This is a genomic window from Mesorhizobium sp. BH1-1-4, assembly GCF_020165665.1.
GTDB lineage: Bacteria > Pseudomonadota > Alphaproteobacteria > Rhizobiales > Rhizobiaceae > Mesorhizobium.
Genome location: NZ_JAIUIN010000015.1, coordinates 68,466 through 85,774, shown reverse-complemented (window position 1 = coordinate 85,774; position 17,309 = coordinate 68,466). Strand labels below are relative to the sequence as shown.

The following is a 17,309-nucleotide window of genomic DNA, read 5'->3' as shown; positions in this document are numbered from 1 at the left end:
ATAGCTTCGATCCAACCGTGGCGTCGCAAGAGCGTCGTTTCCAGAGTAGGTGCGGGTTTCATGCGTGTACCCGCGCGCTTGGACCGGTTGCCAGAGCAGAAGCCATCATGCTCCGGTCGGCGACGATGGCCTCAAAAAGACCTGCGGCAAAGTCCCGGATTGCGACCGGCAGCGTGTGGCGGACAACCGAGCGCAAAAACGTACCAGACGAAACGGTCGCATCGGCTACCCGGTAGCTAACTTCGGCAGCGAACTCGACCGAGGACCCGCAAAGGGTGATCGAACGTGCGTGGACATCAATCGTAGCGGGGCTTCCGAGGGCGCGAAAGCGAAGCTCGGCACGGTGCGCCGTAGCAGGAAAGTCATATTTCTTTTCGAAGGCGAAGGCCTCTTCCGCCGTCAAACGGCGGGTGCTGGTATCGGTCAACATATTGTCTCTCTCATTCACGCGGCCGAGTGGTGCGCGGACTGGGGTTTTGGGGAGTGGGATGATTGCCGCGCACCGCGCGAGAGAGGCCAAGCCTCTAGACGCTCGCTCACCGAGAGGGCGGTGCTGGCCCCGCCAGCTTGGATGTCGGGAAGGTCGAGGCGGCGTTTGCCAGCATCAATTTCGCATTATGGTCGAATCGCGATGGCTTTTTTGAGGCAAACGACAACTCCGGCTCAAGTATATTTCGGAGGCGCTAGACTCCTGTGTAGTCCGAAACGTCCAGAAATTCTTAACAAAATCAGTATATTGACGAAACTTGCAAGACAAACCATTATCGGCGTTCTCAGCAATATTGCAGAAGGCAAGGATGCAGGTGGAAAATTTCGACGACCTAGAGGACCTCACCGCCACAGCCTTGCGATTGAGAGACGTACTGGACGATATCTGCACTCAACCCATTCCTACCAGAGAAGCCGCCATCGAAATTGGCTTGCGTCTGCAACTGCTCGCCTCGGCAATCGACGACGCTGGGCAGGAGTTGGTGACCGGCGCGTTTGTCCTGCCTAACTAATCGCCCCTGATTGTTTTTGTTTTGTTCCGCGTCTACTCTCGCATTTACGAGTCAACGTGATAGCCGCCGATGAACGATCTCAAAGATTACACGCTCGCTGAATTTCTCGCTGACCAAAGCACCAATTTTCGATCAGCCTTGCCGCTAGTTCACTCGTCGGAATCGAAGAACCTGATCACCATCATCCGGGAAGGGAAGATCTCGGTCACACGCTGTGACACCTTCACGGACGAAAATCTGGCCTATTTTTTCCATGGGCGGCCTTCATATAGGAAGACCTACGACAAGCCGAAGGATTGGCAACTGCCCTTTGTGCTGCTCCTTAAAAATGCTTGTGTGGTGAATATGCGGCGGATTTTCCCTTTCGATTCCGGCGCGTTTTTCTCTGGGCGGTTTCCTAACTACCTGTCCGACTTCAAGCCCGAGGGGTACGAATTGGCCCCGCAAGGCAATGCAGCCATTGATCTTCTGATCGATATCTTTTTCGGAAACGACTCCGATTACCTCCACGGAAAGGCGAAACCGGTCGCTGAAGTGAAGCAGCGGCGAAGACTAGGCATTGCCCACTCCGAGATTGAAGCTCTGTGCACAATGTACAATCGGGATCAGGTGACAGCGGATGATCGTTCACTGGCTATCGAGGTCCAGAGCGCAAGCGATGTTTCGCTCAGCGATCACCTCATTGGAATAGTGATGCCCAGACCTTATTTCGATGACAAAGCTTTAAAAAAGCGCCTGCGCACAATCAACAAGGGACTCCATATACGGCACTACGATATCTATGCGCTAAGTACTGAAAGCTACATGGCAACGATCTATGGGCTTGTGAAAGATATCTATCGCAAGATAGGGCTTATCGATGCATGATCGCTACGACCTGTTTGCGTGCATCGATTTCGGAACGGATTCATTCGCCATATCCATTCCCATTTTGAAGCGGCAAGGCTCGAACTATAACTACATCCCGAAAACCGATAATTTTTTTATTGTGCTTGATTTCTACGAGGTCGCCGATCTCGGCTACTCACTCAAGTATGTGGGTGCGGGTGACGAGCGGCTCGTTCAAATTGGCCACAAGGCTCCGGTCCCTATAATTGAGAATGGCCATGTCTATGTTGTCGATCCCGAATGGACTGAGGTTGAAATCCGTTCACGGCTTCCACGCTTAGGCAACGAAGCCGTCAAGGCATTTCTATCACTTCGATCGCGGATAGGCAGCGCCGGGTTTACTCCTGCGGACCACACGGACATCAACGCGGCAATGGACGATCTGCTAAGCCAGCCCGTTCGCTCCCGGTATTGGATTTCAAAATTCTCTGCTCTCGTTCGATCGGCATTCGAGCGAGGCAAACCACCGTCTGACCTACTTGAAAAAGTAGAGGCTGCCCGGCTCAACTGGCTCGAAAAGTTTTCCGCGAAATCGTCGCTCAAGCTGGTACAGGGGATTCTTGAGATACCTCATCTCAAGCTGCAACCGACTTCCGCCAACCGCGTGATGTTGCATCGTTTTGAAGGCATGCTGCTTACGAAAGGCATCTTCGTTTCGAGAACGGAATTGCGTGCCTATGAGGGAATGTTCCCAGACGGCATCTTCGAAGCGATCAAGCAAGAGACAGGAGGCCAATACGACTTCTGGAGCAGGCGGAGCGCCATCTCGGAGTTCATCGCTCAACAAACATACGAACATGTGTACCCCACCGACAGCACACAAGGGCGTATACATGAGCCCGACCGATGGACTGTCGGGGAGTTGTCGGCACTCCTACTGTTTTTTGATGTCGTAGCGGGTGAAGACACTGGCCTCGATAATTCGCGCCAATACTTCCATCCCCTCTTCGATAAGTGCCTTGAGCAAGTCCAGATGGTCCTCGGTGATCGATATCGGCTTACGAATGTCGTGTTTCGAACTCAACCGCCTCCGCCTTGGTTTTTGCGTGACCTAATGGAGGTATTGCAGATAGTAGCGTCTCAATTCCCTTCCAATCCCGACCAATGGCTGGACAACCTACGCAATGTTATCGAGCTTCATCGTAAACTGGTTGTCGTTTCCAAGATCGTTCGCCCGAATACGAGCACGCTTGACGATGCCGACGTTGTCTTTGACGGTATCGATTACTCGCTGCTCGCCGCCGTCAACAATGCGGTATCAACTAGGAATGTCTCCGCGCTAAGAGCCGTTCTTAAACCCGATCCTCAATCGGTGCTGTAGAGGCAGCGTGATGGCGGAACGCGAGGCTAAGGAGTCATACGGTTCCGATCGTGCCAAACTAATTTACGGTCGCAGCACTAACGGCAGTTTGCTTCATATTAGCGAGGTCCTGCGAGGCTTGGCCTGTGGGTGCATATGCCCCGCATGCGATGGGCAATTGGTTGCTCGGACCAAGGCTGACCACAAGGTTCCGCACTTCGCGCACTACAGCGGCGAGGCGTGCGGTGGTGGTCCAGAGACGGCTATCCATTTGCTGGCCAAGGAGGCGTTCCGGAACAACCCGAAGATGTTGCTGCCGGAGCGACTTGGGCTAGATGAGCGAAGGCAGGTGGTGATGAAGCCGGGGCAGGAAGTCACCACAGAGTTCCTTCGGCTAGAATACACGGACCCGAAGGGGATCGTGCCGGACCTGTATGTTCGCGCCCTCGGCTACGATCTTTTTGTTGAGGTCGCGGTGACTCATTTCTGCGACGGCACCAAACTTCAACGCCTGCGCGATCACCGCACGCCGGCCGTCGAAATCGATCTTTCCAGACTCCCGCGAGACTCGACGCGAGAGGCAATCGCGGACGCCGTCCTGCGGTCGGCGCTACGCCATTGGCTTTTTCATCCCGGCATTGAAGCTGCGAAGGCGATGCGTAAGAAGGAAGAGGAAGCTTGGCAGAAGCAGCAGGACGAACGTCAGGCTAACGCGGCGAACAAGCACAGGAAACGCGTTGGTGACCTAGTGCGCGCCTATGCTGACGGACTGAAAGAGTTGGCGGGAGCCAAGGGAGACGTACCTCGCCACGCGGAACTTGCGACGGTTGGACTCGCCGATCATGTGGGGATTGAGGTTGCAGGCTTTGGCTGCTTTACGGTGCCACCAGCGGTTTGGCAGGCTATCATCTTAGCCGAGGTCCTTCATGACCGTTGTCTTGGGAACGGCCCGTGCAAGGCCGTACCGATCACCAAGCATCTGGAGAAAGGCCATCTCATACGGCCGCAGTTTCAGCGCGTGTCTCGCGAAGTGGCAGACGACACAGCGTTGGTCGAAACTCAGTTCGCGCCGGCTTGGAAAGCCATCGACACTTATCTGAACTATCTACTTGGCAAGGGTGTTCTGTTCCAACAAGGCTACGGCGTAGCCCTCGCAAAGGCATTCGCTGATCCTTGGACCGCGAGGACATTGGCCGAAACCAAAAGGACCGCCTCCCTGCACGCGAGCGTGCAACTGGTGGACTGGATTCTTAGCGAGCTTCCTGACGACGAGCGTTGCGGTATGAACGGCGAGTCGTGGCTTCAATCAATCCATCAAGAATCCGGCTTGAGCTACCGGGAGGCGCTACAGTCCAACGTCGAGTCGGCAAAGATCGTCGGGCAGATCGAGAACATCGCTGCCATGATGGAGAAGAACGGGCGGCTGCCATACGGAAATGTTGGATTACCCATTGAACGAGCTATCGAGCGCCGGAGGGCGCAGATAGCGAAGCACGCCGAAGAGCTACGGGAGAAGCAACTTCAAGCAGCGGAGCGCCTACGCCATTCGCGGCGTGACCGGCTTTGTGTTGATGCAGAGAAAGAGCTAACCGGGCCAGGCTTAGATGCATTCTTGAACACCAGACTTGCCAACATGAACAACATGACCCCGCTTGAGATGGCGGAGGATAGCGAGTCTGGCCTGACCCGCGCGCGGGAGGCACTTTCCGAATTGGTCAGGCAGCGTCTTATCGAGTCGGAAGCTGCGGCCGAGCGGGAAGAGTATCGCCGGATGATCACCGATGATGCCCGGCAGTGTTTGTCGGAAAAGGACTCCGAAAGCTTTCTGAACGGCCGCGACGACGATCTTAACCGCACAACGCCGCTGCTGTTCGTGAAGGATGCCGAAACTTATCGAAAGGCTCGTGGGAAACTTACACAATGGCAGGATCAGTTTGGTGCGCCGTTCTGAGATGCAATGCCGATACGTCGGCTCTGTCGCACAAGCGGCTCGTGCGGCCTGCTTGTTCTGTTCCTTCTGACGTTACGCTAGACTTACTCCGGGTGTTCGCGATTCGAAGACTTAATCGCGGCGAGGGGCCAAGATGACTGCCGATGAATATCTAGGTGGCATTCTCATGCGCGAGGCCGTGGATCGGAGCGTCAACTCTCCAGTCCGAGGCGTTGCACAGACGCTCGCGCCAGTCATTCAAACTTGGAGTGCGGGATATCTGAACAGTGTCAGCGCAAGCGGCTCCTTCGCGAAAGGAACGGCTAACAGGAGCGGCACTGACATCGACCTGTTCATTTCTCTTGGGACCAACACACCGTCCACTCTGAAAGAGATTTACGACACTCTCTTCAATGCCATGACGAAAGCCGGTTACACACCCAAACGGCAAAACGTTTCCATCAACATTCGGGTCGGTGGATATGATGTCGATCTTGTTCCGGCCAAGCGGCAGGACATTAATAGTTCCGATCACAGCCTATACCGCCGAAAGGCCGACACATGGACGAAGACGAACGTGGATCGCCACATCGCCGTCGTGACCGGTGCCGGGCGTGAACTGGAAACTCGAATCTTGAAGCTATGGCGAAATCAGAAGGGTTTGGACTTTCTTTCGTTCTATCTGGAGCTAACGGTGATCGAAGCTCTTCGCGGGTCTGGCGGCACGTTGTCCACTAGAGTGTGGCGCGTGTTCGAATATTTGCGGGACAGCTTCTCCGCCGCAAGGGTGATCGATCCGGCAAACACAAACAACATCATCTCCGACGACCTCACCGCCAATGAGAAGGCCGCGATCAAGCGAGCTGCTGAAACTGCTTTGGCCGCGAAGACGTGGGGAGAAATTGTTCGATGAGTGATTGGTCGCTGCAAGTCCTCCTTTCCGCTTTGCATGATGATATCGAGCGGCGTCTGGACCGAGCGCGAAAGGTCTTCAGTCATCCAACGGTCAAGGGTGATGCTAGCGAAAGGGTGTGGCGCGATCTTTTGGAGTCGTACCTGCCGAAGCGGTATCAGGTTTCGACCGCGCATGTGGTGGACAGCACGGGCGCATTCAGCGACCAAATTGATGTCGTTGTGTTCGATCGGCAGTATTCGCCGTTCGTCTTCCACTACGAGGGGCAGGTGATCATCCCCGCTGAAAGCGTGTACGCCGCGTTCGAAGCCAAGCAAATCATCAATGGTGCGATGATGGCCTACGCTCAAAAGAAAATTGCGACCGTACGCGCGCTGAAGCGTACCAGTTTGCCGGTCCCAACGATCGGCGGGGAAATGCCGCCAAAGCCTCTGCAACATATCTGGGGCGGCATCCTGTCATTTGACAGTGAATGGACACCCGCCTTTGGCACGCCGTTCTATGCTGCCCTCGAAAAGGGTGATCCCGATGGGAGTCTCGACATCGGATGCTGCGCTGCGCAGGGCGCGTTCTGGAAAGATGCGCAGGGAGCCTACCACGTGCCGCAAGGAGGCAAGGCGGCCACAGCGTTCCTTCTAGAATTGATTGCGAAGTTGCAGTCGAGCGCGACGGTACCCATGATCGATGTTCGTGCCTACGCCAAGTGGCTAGCGAAGTAGTTTTACCCGAAGCTGCTCTGGTTTTTGCTCTGGAAAATGCTCTTTCGGTTTATTCTAAATCATTGATCTTAAAGAGTTATTTGTTGCGACTGGCGGCCGCTCTCTCCGCCATCCTGCCTCGCTCTTCGAGCTTCGCAGGATTTGCGTGATCCTTTGGACGAAGCAGGATGTCCTCCAAAGCTTTAGCGCAGGAGGGCGAATTCGAAGCGTCTTCCTTTCAGTAAATCATTCCGGTTGACCGCTATACACGGGAAAGCATCCTCCGCTCCGGAGTTCACTCGTGCGTTCCGCAAAGTGTCCGGCTTGCTCGGGAACCTCTCGCCGCTCCGCGCGTTTCCCGGCGTCTCATCAGTCGATCCCGCCAGGATTTTCTCCGACTGCGACCAATCAGGAGCCTATTTCATGCATGACAAGCTGTTTCATTCGCCCGTCGCGTTGACCGTCGGCCTTGGCTTCAAGCGCGAAATCGCCTCGCTGGCCGAAATGCACGATTTCCTGACGAACTGGACGACCTCCCGGCGTGGTCCGCTTTATCGCAATGCCGTCGAGGCCTGCGGCCTGGCGCTGGAAGGTTGCATCACCAGGGACGAGGCACGCCATGCGCTCGTTGAATTCGCGCAAGCCACCGGCATTCTCTGGCCCGAGATCGAACCCGTCATCGTGGCGCGCGCCGTCGCGCGCGGTTATGGCGGCTACGCCGCCTGATCGTTCGTGCCAATGATCGTGGCGGCCAGTTCGTACGGCCACCACCGAAAGCCCGGCTTGACCCTCCAAGCCGGGTTTTCGATTTCTTGCAGCGGGTTCGCGCGGACAGCGGTCAATCACACCAGCTGGACGAGATGACGAGCGATGCCTCGAAGATATGGCGCCCATTCTCGTCCCGCACCTTCACGGTTATGGCCGTCCGGTCGTTCTCGATCATCTCGTCGCGAATGATGTCGGGCAGGATGAGGATTGCCTCGCGCCGCAGACGCTCACGCGAGTCGAAGACCTGACCGTGGTCATCCACCGTCAGGCCATCACCATTGTAAAGGTCGAGAAAGTATCTGGGCATGATGCGGCCGAATCCCGATTTGCAAAAGAGACTGATCGACAATTCGCGGGCTAAGCCGTTGTTCCATCAGAGATGATCTTCGCTGGCGAATAAGAGCCTTCTAACAAATGTTAATGCCCGCCAGCGTCCGAGGACCTAGTGCTTCGGCAGCCGCCCTTGCTTCGACAGAACAGCTGGCGATCGGCTCTGAGCCCTTTCGCTGGAGATAGCGGTGCTGGAATCCCTGTATCTGAATCTTGCCCAGCACGACGCCCTTTCCGACGCCGAAAAGGCGCTGCTGGCGGAAGCCATGACGTTCGAGCGGCATTTCGCGGTCGGCCAGGATATCGTCGCCTCGGGCGCGCGGCCGACCCATTCGACCCTGATCCTCGACGGCCTGGCGGCGCGCTACAAAGTGCTGGAGAATGGCGGCCGGCAGTTCACCTCCCTGCAGGTGCCCGGCGATTTCGTCGATCTGCACGCGTTCCTGCTGAAGACCATGGATCACGGCATCGTTGCCATGTCGCCCTGCCATGTCATGTTCGCCGATCACAGCCGGCTTCGCGCGATCACCGAGGAAGCGCCGCATCTGACGCGGCTGCTGTGGCTGGACACGCTGGTCGACGGCGCCATCCATCGCGAATGGATCGTGGCGATGGGCCGCCGCTCCAAGACCTCGCATCTGGCCCATCTTCTCTGTGAGCTTTTCGTGCGGCTGCAGGTGGTGCAGCGCACCAACGGCATGAGTTTCCATCTGCCGCTCTCGCAAGCCGAACTGGCCGATGTGCTTGGTCTTTCCGTGGTGCACATGAACCGCGTCATCGGTGCCTTGCGCAAAATCGGCGTCGTCAATTGGGCAAACCACACGGTGACCATCCTGGACTGGCACAGGCTCCAGGAAATCGCCGAGTTCGATCCGACCTATCTCAGCCTGACGCGGGAGCCGCGCTAGCGTAAGTTCAGCAAGGCCGCAAGGCGGTTGGGCGTCCAGACCGACAATGGCGTCGAGAGTCGTTCTTCGACGCTGAGTGGCGTCCGGAAATCTTTATAGAATTCCTATTTCTTTGCGCCTCGCCCCGTCTCGAAACTTTATGGCGATCGGGTCCATATCCACACAACCAAGTTTTTGACGTCACGTCGATGAACATGCGACGGGCGTTTTCACGGTATTGCGCGCCTTTCCAGGAAAGGCACGAAGTACAAGGCACAAAGGAACGGGCAAGATGGATATTATCGTTCTCGGCATAGGGGTTTTGTTTTTTGCTTTGTCCCTCGCCTACGTCAAAGTCTGCGACAAAATTTAAGCGGAAGGGTCGAAACCATGCTCGTCGACTACATCCTCGGTGGAGGCGTGACCTTGTTCCTGCTCGCTTACCTCACCTACGCCCTCATTCGCCCTGAACGTTTCTGACCAGCGCACGGAAAGCCCGTCATGACCATTAACGGATGGATTCAGATCCTCGTCTATTGCGGGATCATCGTTTTGCTGGTGAAGCCGCTCGGCGGCTACATGCACCGCGTCTTCAATGGCGATCACACGCTGCTTTCACCGATCTTCGGTCCGCTCGAGCGGGGGCTCTACCGCATTTGCGGAACCAGCGACCGGGAAGAACAACACTGGGCCACCTATGCGGTGGCCATGCTGCTCTTCAACCTGGCGGGCTTCCTGGTGCTCTACTTCCTGCAGCGCCTGCAGGGCAGCCTGCCCTACAATCCGGCAGGGATGAGCGCGGTCGATCCGGCGCTCGCCTTCAACACCGCCGCCAGCTTCATAACCAACACCAACTGGCAGAATTACGGTGGTGAAAGCACGATGTCCTACCTCGTGCAGATGGCCGGGCTGACGGTCCAGAATTTCGTTTCCGCGGCCAGCGGCATCGCCATCGCGATCGCGCTGATCCGTGGCTTTGCTCGCGCTTCCGGAAAATCGATCGGCAATTTCTGGGTCGACCTGACCCGCTGCACGCTCTACGTGCTGCTGCCGCTCTGCATCGTGCTCACGCTGGTGTATGTCTGGCTCGGCATGCCGCAGACGCTTGGGCCCTACATCGACGCCACAACGCTCGAGGGCGCCAAGCAGACCATCGCTCTCGGCCCGGTCGCCTCGCAGGTGGCCATCAAGATGCTGGGCACCAATGGCGGCGGTTTCTTCAATGCCAATGCCACGCATCCCTTCGAGAATCCCGATGCCATCTCCAACCTGATCCAGATGGTGACGATCTTCGCGCTGGGTGCCGCGCTGACCAATGTCTTCGGCCGCATGGTCGGCAACCAGCGCCAGGGCTGGGCAATCCTAGCCTCGATGGGCGTGCTGTTCATTGTTGGCGTCGCCGTCTGCTACTGGGCGGAAGCCGCGGGCAATCCGCTGGTCCATGCGCTGGGCATCGACGGCGGCAACATGGAAGGCAAGGAGAGCCGTTTCGGCATCGCCCTCTCGGCGCTGTTCGCGGTCATCACCACGGCCGCCTCCTGCGGCGCGGTCAACGCCATGCATGACTCATTCACCGCGCTCGGCGGCATGATCCCGCTCATCAACATGCAACTCGGCGAGGTCATCGTCGGCGGTGTCGGCGCCGGGTTCTACGGCATGCTGATGTTCATCCTGATCGCCGTCTTCGTCGCCGGCCTGATGGTCGGCCGCACGCCCGAATATCTGGGCAAGAAGATCGAGGCCAAAGAGGTGAAGATGGCGATGCTGGCCATCCTGTGCCTGCCGCTGGCGATGCTGGTCTTCACGGCCATCGCGGTGGTGCTGCCGAGCGCGGTGGCATCGATCGCCAATGGCGGGCCGCACGGCTTCTCCGAAATCCTCTATGCCTACACTTCGGCGGCGGCCAACAACGGCTCGGCCTTCGGCGGCCTCACCGGCAACACGCCCTGGTACAACATCACCATCGGCATCGGCATGTTGATGGGCCGCTTCCTGGTCATCATCCCGGCGCTCGCCATTGCCGGCGCGCTGGCGGCGAAGAAGACCGTACCCGCCTCGGCCGGCACCTTCCCGACCGACGGTCCGCTGTTCGTCGGGCTGCTGGTCGGCGTCATCGTCATCGTCGGTGGCCTGACCTTCTTCCCGGCGCTCGCCGTCGGACCTGTTGTCGAGCACCTGGCGATGATCCATGGACAGACATTCTGAGGCCGACATGTCCTGGTTCAGCAACAAGCGCCGCAATGCCGGGCATCGGCCCGATCCGGAGAAGGAGGGGCTGCCGCCTCCTTTCCCGACCATGTCGACATTTCTTGGACTTGCCGGCGCCATGATCGCGCTTTGGCTGCTGGCCTACGGGCTTCCCCACCTCTTTTCGGCATCCGATCACCCGGTGCCGCACACCAACACTGAAGCCGGAGCTTCAAAATGAGCCAGTTAAAATCAGCCAGCATCATGGATGCTCGCATCCTGTGGCCCGCCATTGGCGGCGCCTTCCGCAAACTCGATCCGCGCACGCTGGCCCGCAATCCGGTGATGTTCGTCGTCGCCGTCGTGTCGGCGCTGACATCGGTGCTGTTCGTCAAGGACCTCGTCACCGGCGGCGGCGATCTGCGCTTCACGCTGCAGATCATCATCTGGTTGTGGTTCACGGTGCTGTTCGCCAATTTCGCCGAAGCCGTCGCCGAAGGGCGCGGCAAGGCGCAGGCGGATTCGCTGCGCAAGGCGCGCACCGAGACCCAGGCCAAGCTCCTGGCCGGCGAGGATCGCACCAAATTCAAGCTGGTGCCTGGTACCAGCCTGAAGGTCGGTGACACCGTGCTCGTCGAGGCCGGCGACATCATCCCGTCCGACGGCGAGGTGGTGGAAGGCGTCGCCTCAGTCAACGAGGCGGCGATAACGGGCGAGTCCGCGCCGGTCATCCGCGAATCCGGCGGCGACCGCTCAGCGGTCACCGGCGGCACGCAGGTGCTGTCCGACTGGATCCGCGTGCGTATCACGGCGGCGTCCGGACACACGTTCCTCGATCGCATGATCTCGCTGGTCGAAGGCGCCGAGCGCCAGAAGACACCCAACGAGATCGCGCTCAACATCCTGCTCGTCGGCATGACGCTGATCTTCGTGCTGGCCACCGCGACGATCCCGAGCTTTGCCGCCTATTCGGGCGGCTATATCTCGGTGACCGTGCTCGTCGCGCTGTTCGTGACGCTCATCCCGACCACGATCGGCGCGCTGCTGTCGGCCATCGGCATCGCCGGCATGGACCGCCTGGTGCGCTTCAATGTGCTGGCCATGTCCGGCCGCGCCGTCGAGGCTGCCGGCGATGTCGACACGCTGCTCCTCGACAAGACCGGCACGATCACGCTCGGCAACCGCCAGGCGACGGAATTCCGCCCGGTCAAGGGTGTCACCGAGCAGGAACTGGCCGACGCGGCACAGCTTGCATCGCTTGCCGACGAGACGCCGGAAGGCCGCTCGATCGTGGTGCTGGCCAAGGAGAAATACGCCATCCGGGCCCGCGATATGGCGACATTGCACGCGACTTTCGTGCCTTTCACCGCACAGACCCGAATGAGCGGCGTCGACATAGACGGCTCCTCGGTGCGCAAGGGCGCGGTCGATTCGATCCTGACCTATGTCAGCCAGCCGACTTCGGCCACGCACGGCACACGGCCGGGCAGCGATACCGTGCGCGACCTGCAGGCGATCGCCGACGAGGTCGCCAAGTCGGGCGGTACGCCGCTGGCGGTCGAGCGGGACGGGCGGCTGCTCGGCGTCGTCCACCTGAAGGACATCGTCAAAGGCGGTATCCGCGAGCGCTTCGCCGAATTGCGCAGCATGGGCATCCGCACGGTGATGATCACCGGCGACAATCCGATGACGGCCGCAGCCATCGCGGCGGAAGCCGGCGTCGACGACTTCCTCGCCCAGGCGACGCCGGAGGACAAGCTGAAGCTGATCCGCGACGAGCAGGCCAAGGGAAAGCTGGTCGCCATGTGCGGCGACGGCACCAACGATGCGCCGGCACTCGCGCAGGCCGATGTCGGCGTGGCCATGAACACCGGCACGGTCGCCGCCCGCGAGGCCGGCAACATGGTCGACCTCGACAGCGATCCGACCAAGCTGATCGAGATCGTCGAGATCGGCAAGGCGCTGTTGATGACGCGCGGTTCGCTGACGACCTTCTCCATCGCCAATGACGTCGCCAAGTACTTCGCCATCATCCCGGCCATGTTCGCCGTCTTCTACGTCGCGCCCGGCCAGACGACCGGCCCGTTGCAGGCGCTCAACATCATGCATCTGGCGACACCGCAGAGCGCCATCCTGTCGGCCATCATCTTCAACGCGCTGATCATCATCGCGCTGATCCCGCTGTCGCTGCGCGGCGTGAAGTATCGGGCGATCGGCGCCGGCGCGCTGCTCAGCCGCAACCTTCTCGTCTACGGCCTCGGCGGCATCGTCGTGCCGTTCGTCGGCATCAAGATAATCGACATGGCCGTCACGGCCCTCGGCCTTGCATAAGGATCATTCCGATGCTCAAGCAAATCAGACCCGCGATCATCATGATCGTCTTCTTCACCGTGCTGACCGGGCTCGTCTATCCCATCGGCATGACCGGCATCGCGCAGGCGCTGTTCCCGCGCCAGGCCAATGGCAGCCTGATCGAGAAGGACGGCAAGGTGATCGGCTCCGAACTGATCGGCCAGGCCTTTGCCAGCGACAAATATTTCCACGGCCGGCCTTCGGCCGCCGGCAACGGCTATGACGCCGGCGCCTCCGGCGGCTCCAATCTCGGCCCGAGCAACCCGAAGCTCATCGAGCGCATCAAAGGCGATGCCGAAAAGCTGAAGGCCGAGAATCCGAACGCGGCGGTGCCGATGGACCTGGTGACCACGTCCGGCAGCGGTCTTGATCCGCAGATCAGTCCGGATGCCGCTTATTTCCAGGTTCCGCGCGTGGCCAAGGCCAGGGGCGTCGACGAAGCCAAGGTCAAGGCGCTGGTCGACAGCCAGGTCGAGGATCGGGAATTGGGCGTGCTCGGCGAGCCGGTGGTCAATGTGCTGGCGCTAAACCTGGCGCTGGATGCCGCGAAATAGTTGACGGTCGGCGCCGGGGATCGACACGGTCCCCGGCGCCATTCATGATCGGACCCGATGCCGGACGACAGAAGCAACGTCGAAAACAGACCATCCCCCGACGCGCTGCTCGAGCATGCCGAGCGGGAAGGGCGCGGGCGTCTGCGCATATTCCTGGGCGCGGCACCGGGTGTCGGCAAGACTTACGAGATGCTGATGTCGGGCCGTGCCAGGCTGGCCGACGGCATCGACGTTGTGATCGGCGTGGTCGAGACGCATGGCCGCAAGGAAACCCTAGCCCTTGTGGAGGGCTATGAGGTCATTGCCCGGCGCAAGGTCGACTACAAGGGGCGTGTCCTCGACGAGATGGACATCGACGCCATCCTTGCCCGGCGTCCGGCGCTGGTCCTGGTCGACGAGCTCGCCCACACCAACGCGCCGGGCAGCCGCCACCCCAAGCGCTACCTCGATGTTCAGGAGATCCTGGCGCGAGGCATCGACGTCTACACGACGCTCAACGTCCAGCATGTCGAAAGCCTGAACGACGTCGTCGCGCAGATCACCCGGGTCAGGGTGCGCGAGACGGTTCCCGATTCCGTCATCGACCAGGCCGATGATGTCGAAATCATCGATCTGACGCCCGACGACCTGATCAAGCGGCTGGAGGAAGGCAAGGTCTATTTCCCCAACACGGCGCAACGTGCCGTCGAGAACTATTTTTCGCCAGGCAATCTGACGGCGTTGCGGGAACTGGCGCTGCGGCGCACCGCCCAGCGCGTCGACGAGCAGTTGCTCAACCACATGCAGTCCCACGCCATCCAAGGGCCGTGGGCGGCGGGCGAAAGGGTGCTCGTCTGCGTCGACGCGCGCCCGGGCGGGGCAGCCCGCATTCGCTACGCGCGCAGGTTGGCCGACCGGCTTCGTGCGCCATGGACGGCGCTTCATGTCGATACGCCGGGCGCGGCCGGCATGTCCGAGGACGACAAGGACCGGCTCGCCACAGTCCTGCGCCTCGCCGAGCAGCTCGGCGCCGAGGTGACGACCATTCCGGGCCAGAGCGTCGCGCAGGACATTGTGCGCCATGCGACAGCCAACAACTTCACCCACATCGTGGTCGGCAGGCCGACCCGGTCGCGCTGGCGCGAACTGATCGAAGGGTCGCTCACCTACGATCTGATCCGCAATGCCGGCGACATCAGCGTCCACGTCATTTCCGGGACCGAGCGCAACGCCGATGCGCCCTCAAGAGCTGTCAAAGCGGCGACCGAGCGCAAGCCGTTTCAGATCTGGCCCTATCTGTTCGCCACCGGCTATGTCGCGGGCTCGTTGGCGGTCAGTACGGTTCTCGACCAGTTTCTCGACGTTCGTAACCTGGCGATCGTCTTCCTGCTCTCCGTGTTGACGTCGGCGGTGGCCGGCGGTCTCTGGCCGGCGCTTTATGCCTGTTTCCTCAGCGTCCTTGCCTTCAACTATTTTTTCCTCGAACCGCGCTACACGCTGACCATCCGCGATCCCGAGAGCATCGTCGCGATCGCCGTCTTCGTCGCCGTCGCCGTCATCGCCAGCAACCTGACGGCGCGCGTGCAGCGTCAGGCCGCGGCCGCCCGCTCGCGGGCGCGGGCAACGGAGGATATCTATCTCTTTTCCAAGAAGCTCGCCGGCGCCGGCACGCTCGATGATGTGCTCTGGGCCACTGCTTTCCAGATCGCCTCTATGCTGAAGCTGCGCGTGGTGCTGCTGCTGCCCGAAGACGGCACGATTACGGTCAAGGCAGGGTATCCGCCCGACGACACGCTGGCCGAGGCCGACATCGCCGCCGCGCGCTGGGCCTGGGAGCACAACCGTGCCGCCGGACGCGGCGCCGACACGCTTCCCGGCGCCAAGCGCCTCTATCTCCCCTTGCGGACAGGGCGAACCGCGATCGGCGTCGTCGGTCTCGACAACGACAAGCAGGGCCCGCTGTTGACGCCCGAGCAACAGCGGCTGCTCGACGCGCTGGCCGACCAGGCCGCGGTGGCGATCGAACGCATCCAGCTCGTCGCCGACGTCGACCGCGCCAAGCTCGCCGCCGAAGCCGACCGACTGCGCTCGGCGCTGCTGACCTCGATTTCGCATGACCTGAAAACGCCGCTCGCGGCCATCATGGGGGCAGCGGGCACGCTCAAGGAATTCGCACCCGATCTGCCCGAGCAGGACCGGGCGGAGCTTCTGTCGACGGTGATCGACGAATCGGAACGGCTGAACCGCTTCATCGCCAACCTGCTCGACATGACCAAGATCGAGTCCGGGGCGATGGAGCCGAATTACGCCCTCCATTATGTCGGCGATGTCGTCGGTACGGCGCTCGACCGTGCCCGCAAGATCACCAGCGAGCACAAGATCGAGGTCGACATTCCGACCGACCTGCCGATGCTGCGGCTCGATCCCGTGCTGTTCGAACAGGTCCTGTTCAACCTTCTCGACAATGCCTCGAAATATTCGCCGCCCGGCTCGACCATCCGCGCCCAGGCCTGGGCCGACAATGGCTCCGTCATCGTTCAGGTCATGGACGAGGGGCCGGGGATTCCGGCGCACGACCTGGAGCGCGTGTTCGACACCTTCTACCGGGTGCGCAAGGGCGACCAGGTGCGCGCCGGCACCGGGCTGGGCTTGTCGATCTGCCGTGGCTTCGTCGAGGCGATGGGCGGCACGATCGCGGCCGCCAACCGGACCGATCGCCCCGGTGCGGCCTTCGCCATCAGGATGCCGGTGCCGGCGCAATCGCGTGCGATCGGCACCCGTGGCGACGAGCCCGGTACGGACCAGCCCCGATGACCAATTCGAATGTCAGCATACTGGTTGTCGATGACGAGCCGCCGATCCGCAAGCTGCTGCGGGTCGGCCTGGCCAGCCAGGGCTATGCGATCAGCGAGGCGCCGAATGCCAAGGTGGCGATCGAGTTAATGGAACAGGAAAAGCCCGACCTCGTGCTGCTCGATCTCGGCCTGCCCGGCATGGGCGGCCATGACCTCTTGCGCAAATGGCGTGACGAGGGCCTCGACGTGCCGGTGGTCATTCTCTCCAGCCGCACCGACGAAGCCGGCATCGTCAGCGCGCTGGAACTCGGCGCCGACGATTATGTCACCAAGCCCTTCGGCATGAACGAATTGGTGGCGCGCATTCGCGTCGCGCTGCGGCACAAATTCCAGCAGCAAGGCGAGAAGCCGGTTTTCCAGAGCGGCAACCTCAGCGTCGATCTGGTCAAGCGCATCGTCAAGGTCGAGGGCAGGGAGGTGAAGCTCTCGCCGAAGGAATACGACATACTGCGCATCCTGGTGCAGCACGCCGGCAAGGTGCTCACCCACCACTTCATCCTGAAGCAGATCTGGGACGATTCGACCGACGTGCAGTATCTCAGGGTCTATGTGCGCCAGCTCAGGCAGAAGATCGAAAAAACCCCCGACCAGCCGCGCTACATCACCACCGAGACCGGTGTCGGCTACCGCCTGCGCGTCGAGTGAAACAATCCTGCGCTGGAACCCG

Annotated in this window: 17 protein-coding genes; 15 read left to right on the top strand and 2 right to left on the bottom strand. The window is 60.3% G+C overall.

Annotation, left to right across the window (positions count from 1 at the left end; translation table 11 throughout):
• Nucleotides 1-58: 58 nt before the first annotated feature.
• On the bottom strand, nt 59-430 hold the full coding sequence (locus LB569_RS22480; RefSeq protein ID WP_224694137.1) for a hypothetical protein: 372 nt from the start codon (nt 428-430) through the stop codon (nt 59-61).
• 367 nt (nt 431-797) lie between these two features.
• Here LB569_RS22480 and LB569_RS22475 point away from each other — a divergent pair, with 367 nt between their 5' ends.
• From LB569_RS22475 to LB569_RS22445, 7 genes are all read left to right on the top strand, one after another.
• On the top strand, nt 798-1,001 hold the full coding sequence (locus LB569_RS22475; RefSeq protein ID WP_224694136.1) for a hypothetical protein: 204 nt from the start codon (nt 798-800) through the stop codon (nt 999-1,001).
• A gap of 69 nt (nt 1,002-1,070) precedes the next feature.
• The gene (locus tag LB569_RS22470; protein WP_224694135.1) at nt 1,071-1,868 is read left to right on the top strand and encodes a hypothetical protein; all 798 of its coding nucleotides are present in this window, start codon (nt 1,071-1,073) and stop codon (nt 1,866-1,868) included.
• Nucleotides 1,861-3,210, top strand: a complete 1,350-nt coding sequence (locus LB569_RS22465; RefSeq protein ID WP_224694134.1) for a hypothetical protein — start codon at nt 1,861-1,863, stop codon at nt 3,208-3,210. Before LB569_RS22470 ends, LB569_RS22465 begins: the two co-directional genes overlap by 8 nt.
• A gap of 10 nt (nt 3,211-3,220) precedes the next feature.
• On the top strand, nt 3,221-5,140 hold the full coding sequence (locus LB569_RS22460) for a competence protein CoiA family protein (protein WP_224694133.1): 1,920 nt from the start codon (nt 3,221-3,223) through the stop codon (nt 5,138-5,140).
• Nucleotides 5,141-5,273: 133 nt separating this feature from the next.
• Nucleotides 5,274-6,032 (top strand): nucleotidyltransferase, encoded by a 759-nt coding sequence (locus tag LB569_RS22455; RefSeq protein WP_224694132.1) that lies wholly within the window; start codon nt 5,274-5,276, stop codon nt 6,030-6,032.
• Entirely contained in the window at nt 6,029-6,751 is a 723-nt protein-coding gene (locus LB569_RS22450; RefSeq protein ID WP_224694131.1) for a DUF6602 domain-containing protein, read from the top strand. The genes LB569_RS22455 and LB569_RS22450 overlap by 4 nt, the downstream gene beginning before the upstream one ends.
• A gap of 402 nt (nt 6,752-7,153) precedes the next feature.
• Complete coding sequence (locus LB569_RS22445; RefSeq protein ID WP_140704254.1) at nt 7,154-7,456, top strand: DUF982 domain-containing protein; 303 nt, start codon at nt 7,154-7,156, stop codon at nt 7,454-7,456.
• A gap of 112 nt (nt 7,457-7,568) precedes the next feature.
• On the opposite strand, the gene LB569_RS22440 is transcribed toward LB569_RS22445, so the two are convergent.
• Nucleotides 7,569-7,805 carry a DUF6894 family protein gene (locus LB569_RS22440; RefSeq protein ID WP_224694130.1) on the bottom strand — a complete coding sequence of 79 codons (237 nt, stop codon included), beginning with the start codon at nt 7,803-7,805 and terminating at the stop codon, nt 7,569-7,571.
• Nucleotides 7,806-8,016: 211 nt separating this feature from the next.
• Here LB569_RS22440 and LB569_RS22435 point away from each other — a divergent pair, with 211 nt between their 5' ends.
• From LB569_RS22435 to LB569_RS22400, 8 genes are all read left to right on the top strand, one after another.
• Complete coding sequence (locus LB569_RS22435; RefSeq protein WP_140704256.1) at nt 8,017-8,736, top strand: Crp/Fnr family transcriptional regulator; 720 nt, start codon at nt 8,017-8,019, stop codon at nt 8,734-8,736.
• Nucleotides 8,737-9,105: 369 nt separating this feature from the next.
• A complete protein-coding gene (kdpF, locus tag LB569_RS22430) occupies nt 9,106-9,195 on the top strand; it encodes a K(+)-transporting ATPase subunit F (RefSeq protein WP_015315765.1) in 90 nt (29 codons plus the stop codon).
• Between the two features lie 21 nt (nt 9,196-9,216).
• A complete protein-coding gene (gene kdpA, locus LB569_RS22425) occupies nt 9,217-10,920 on the top strand; it encodes a potassium-transporting ATPase subunit KdpA (RefSeq protein ID WP_224694129.1) in 1,704 nt (567 codons plus the stop codon).
• 7 nt (nt 10,921-10,927) lie between these two features.
• Nucleotides 10,928-11,143: a hypothetical protein gene (locus LB569_RS22420; protein ID WP_224694128.1), complete on the top strand. Its 216-nt coding sequence runs from the start codon at nt 10,928-10,930 to the stop codon at nt 11,141-11,143.
• Nucleotides 11,140-13,233, top strand: a complete 2,094-nt coding sequence (kdpB, locus tag LB569_RS22415; RefSeq protein WP_224694127.1) for a potassium-transporting ATPase subunit KdpB — start codon at nt 11,140-11,142, stop codon at nt 13,231-13,233. The genes LB569_RS22420 and kdpB overlap by 4 nt, the downstream gene beginning before the upstream one ends.
• Before the next feature lie 11 nt (nt 13,234-13,244).
• A complete protein-coding gene (kdpC, locus tag LB569_RS22410; RefSeq protein WP_224694126.1) occupies nt 13,245-13,808 on the top strand; it encodes a potassium-transporting ATPase subunit KdpC in 564 nt (187 codons plus the stop codon).
• Nucleotides 13,809-13,865: 57 nt separating this feature from the next.
• A complete protein-coding gene (locus tag LB569_RS22405; protein WP_224694125.1) occupies nt 13,866-16,601 on the top strand; it encodes a sensor histidine kinase in 2,736 nt (911 codons plus the stop codon).
• Entirely contained in the window at nt 16,598-17,287 is a 690-nt protein-coding gene (locus LB569_RS22400) for a response regulator transcription factor (protein ID WP_224694124.1), read from the top strand. The genes LB569_RS22405 and LB569_RS22400 overlap by 4 nt, the downstream gene beginning before the upstream one ends.
• The last annotated feature ends 22 nt before the right edge of the window (nt 17,288-17,309 follow it).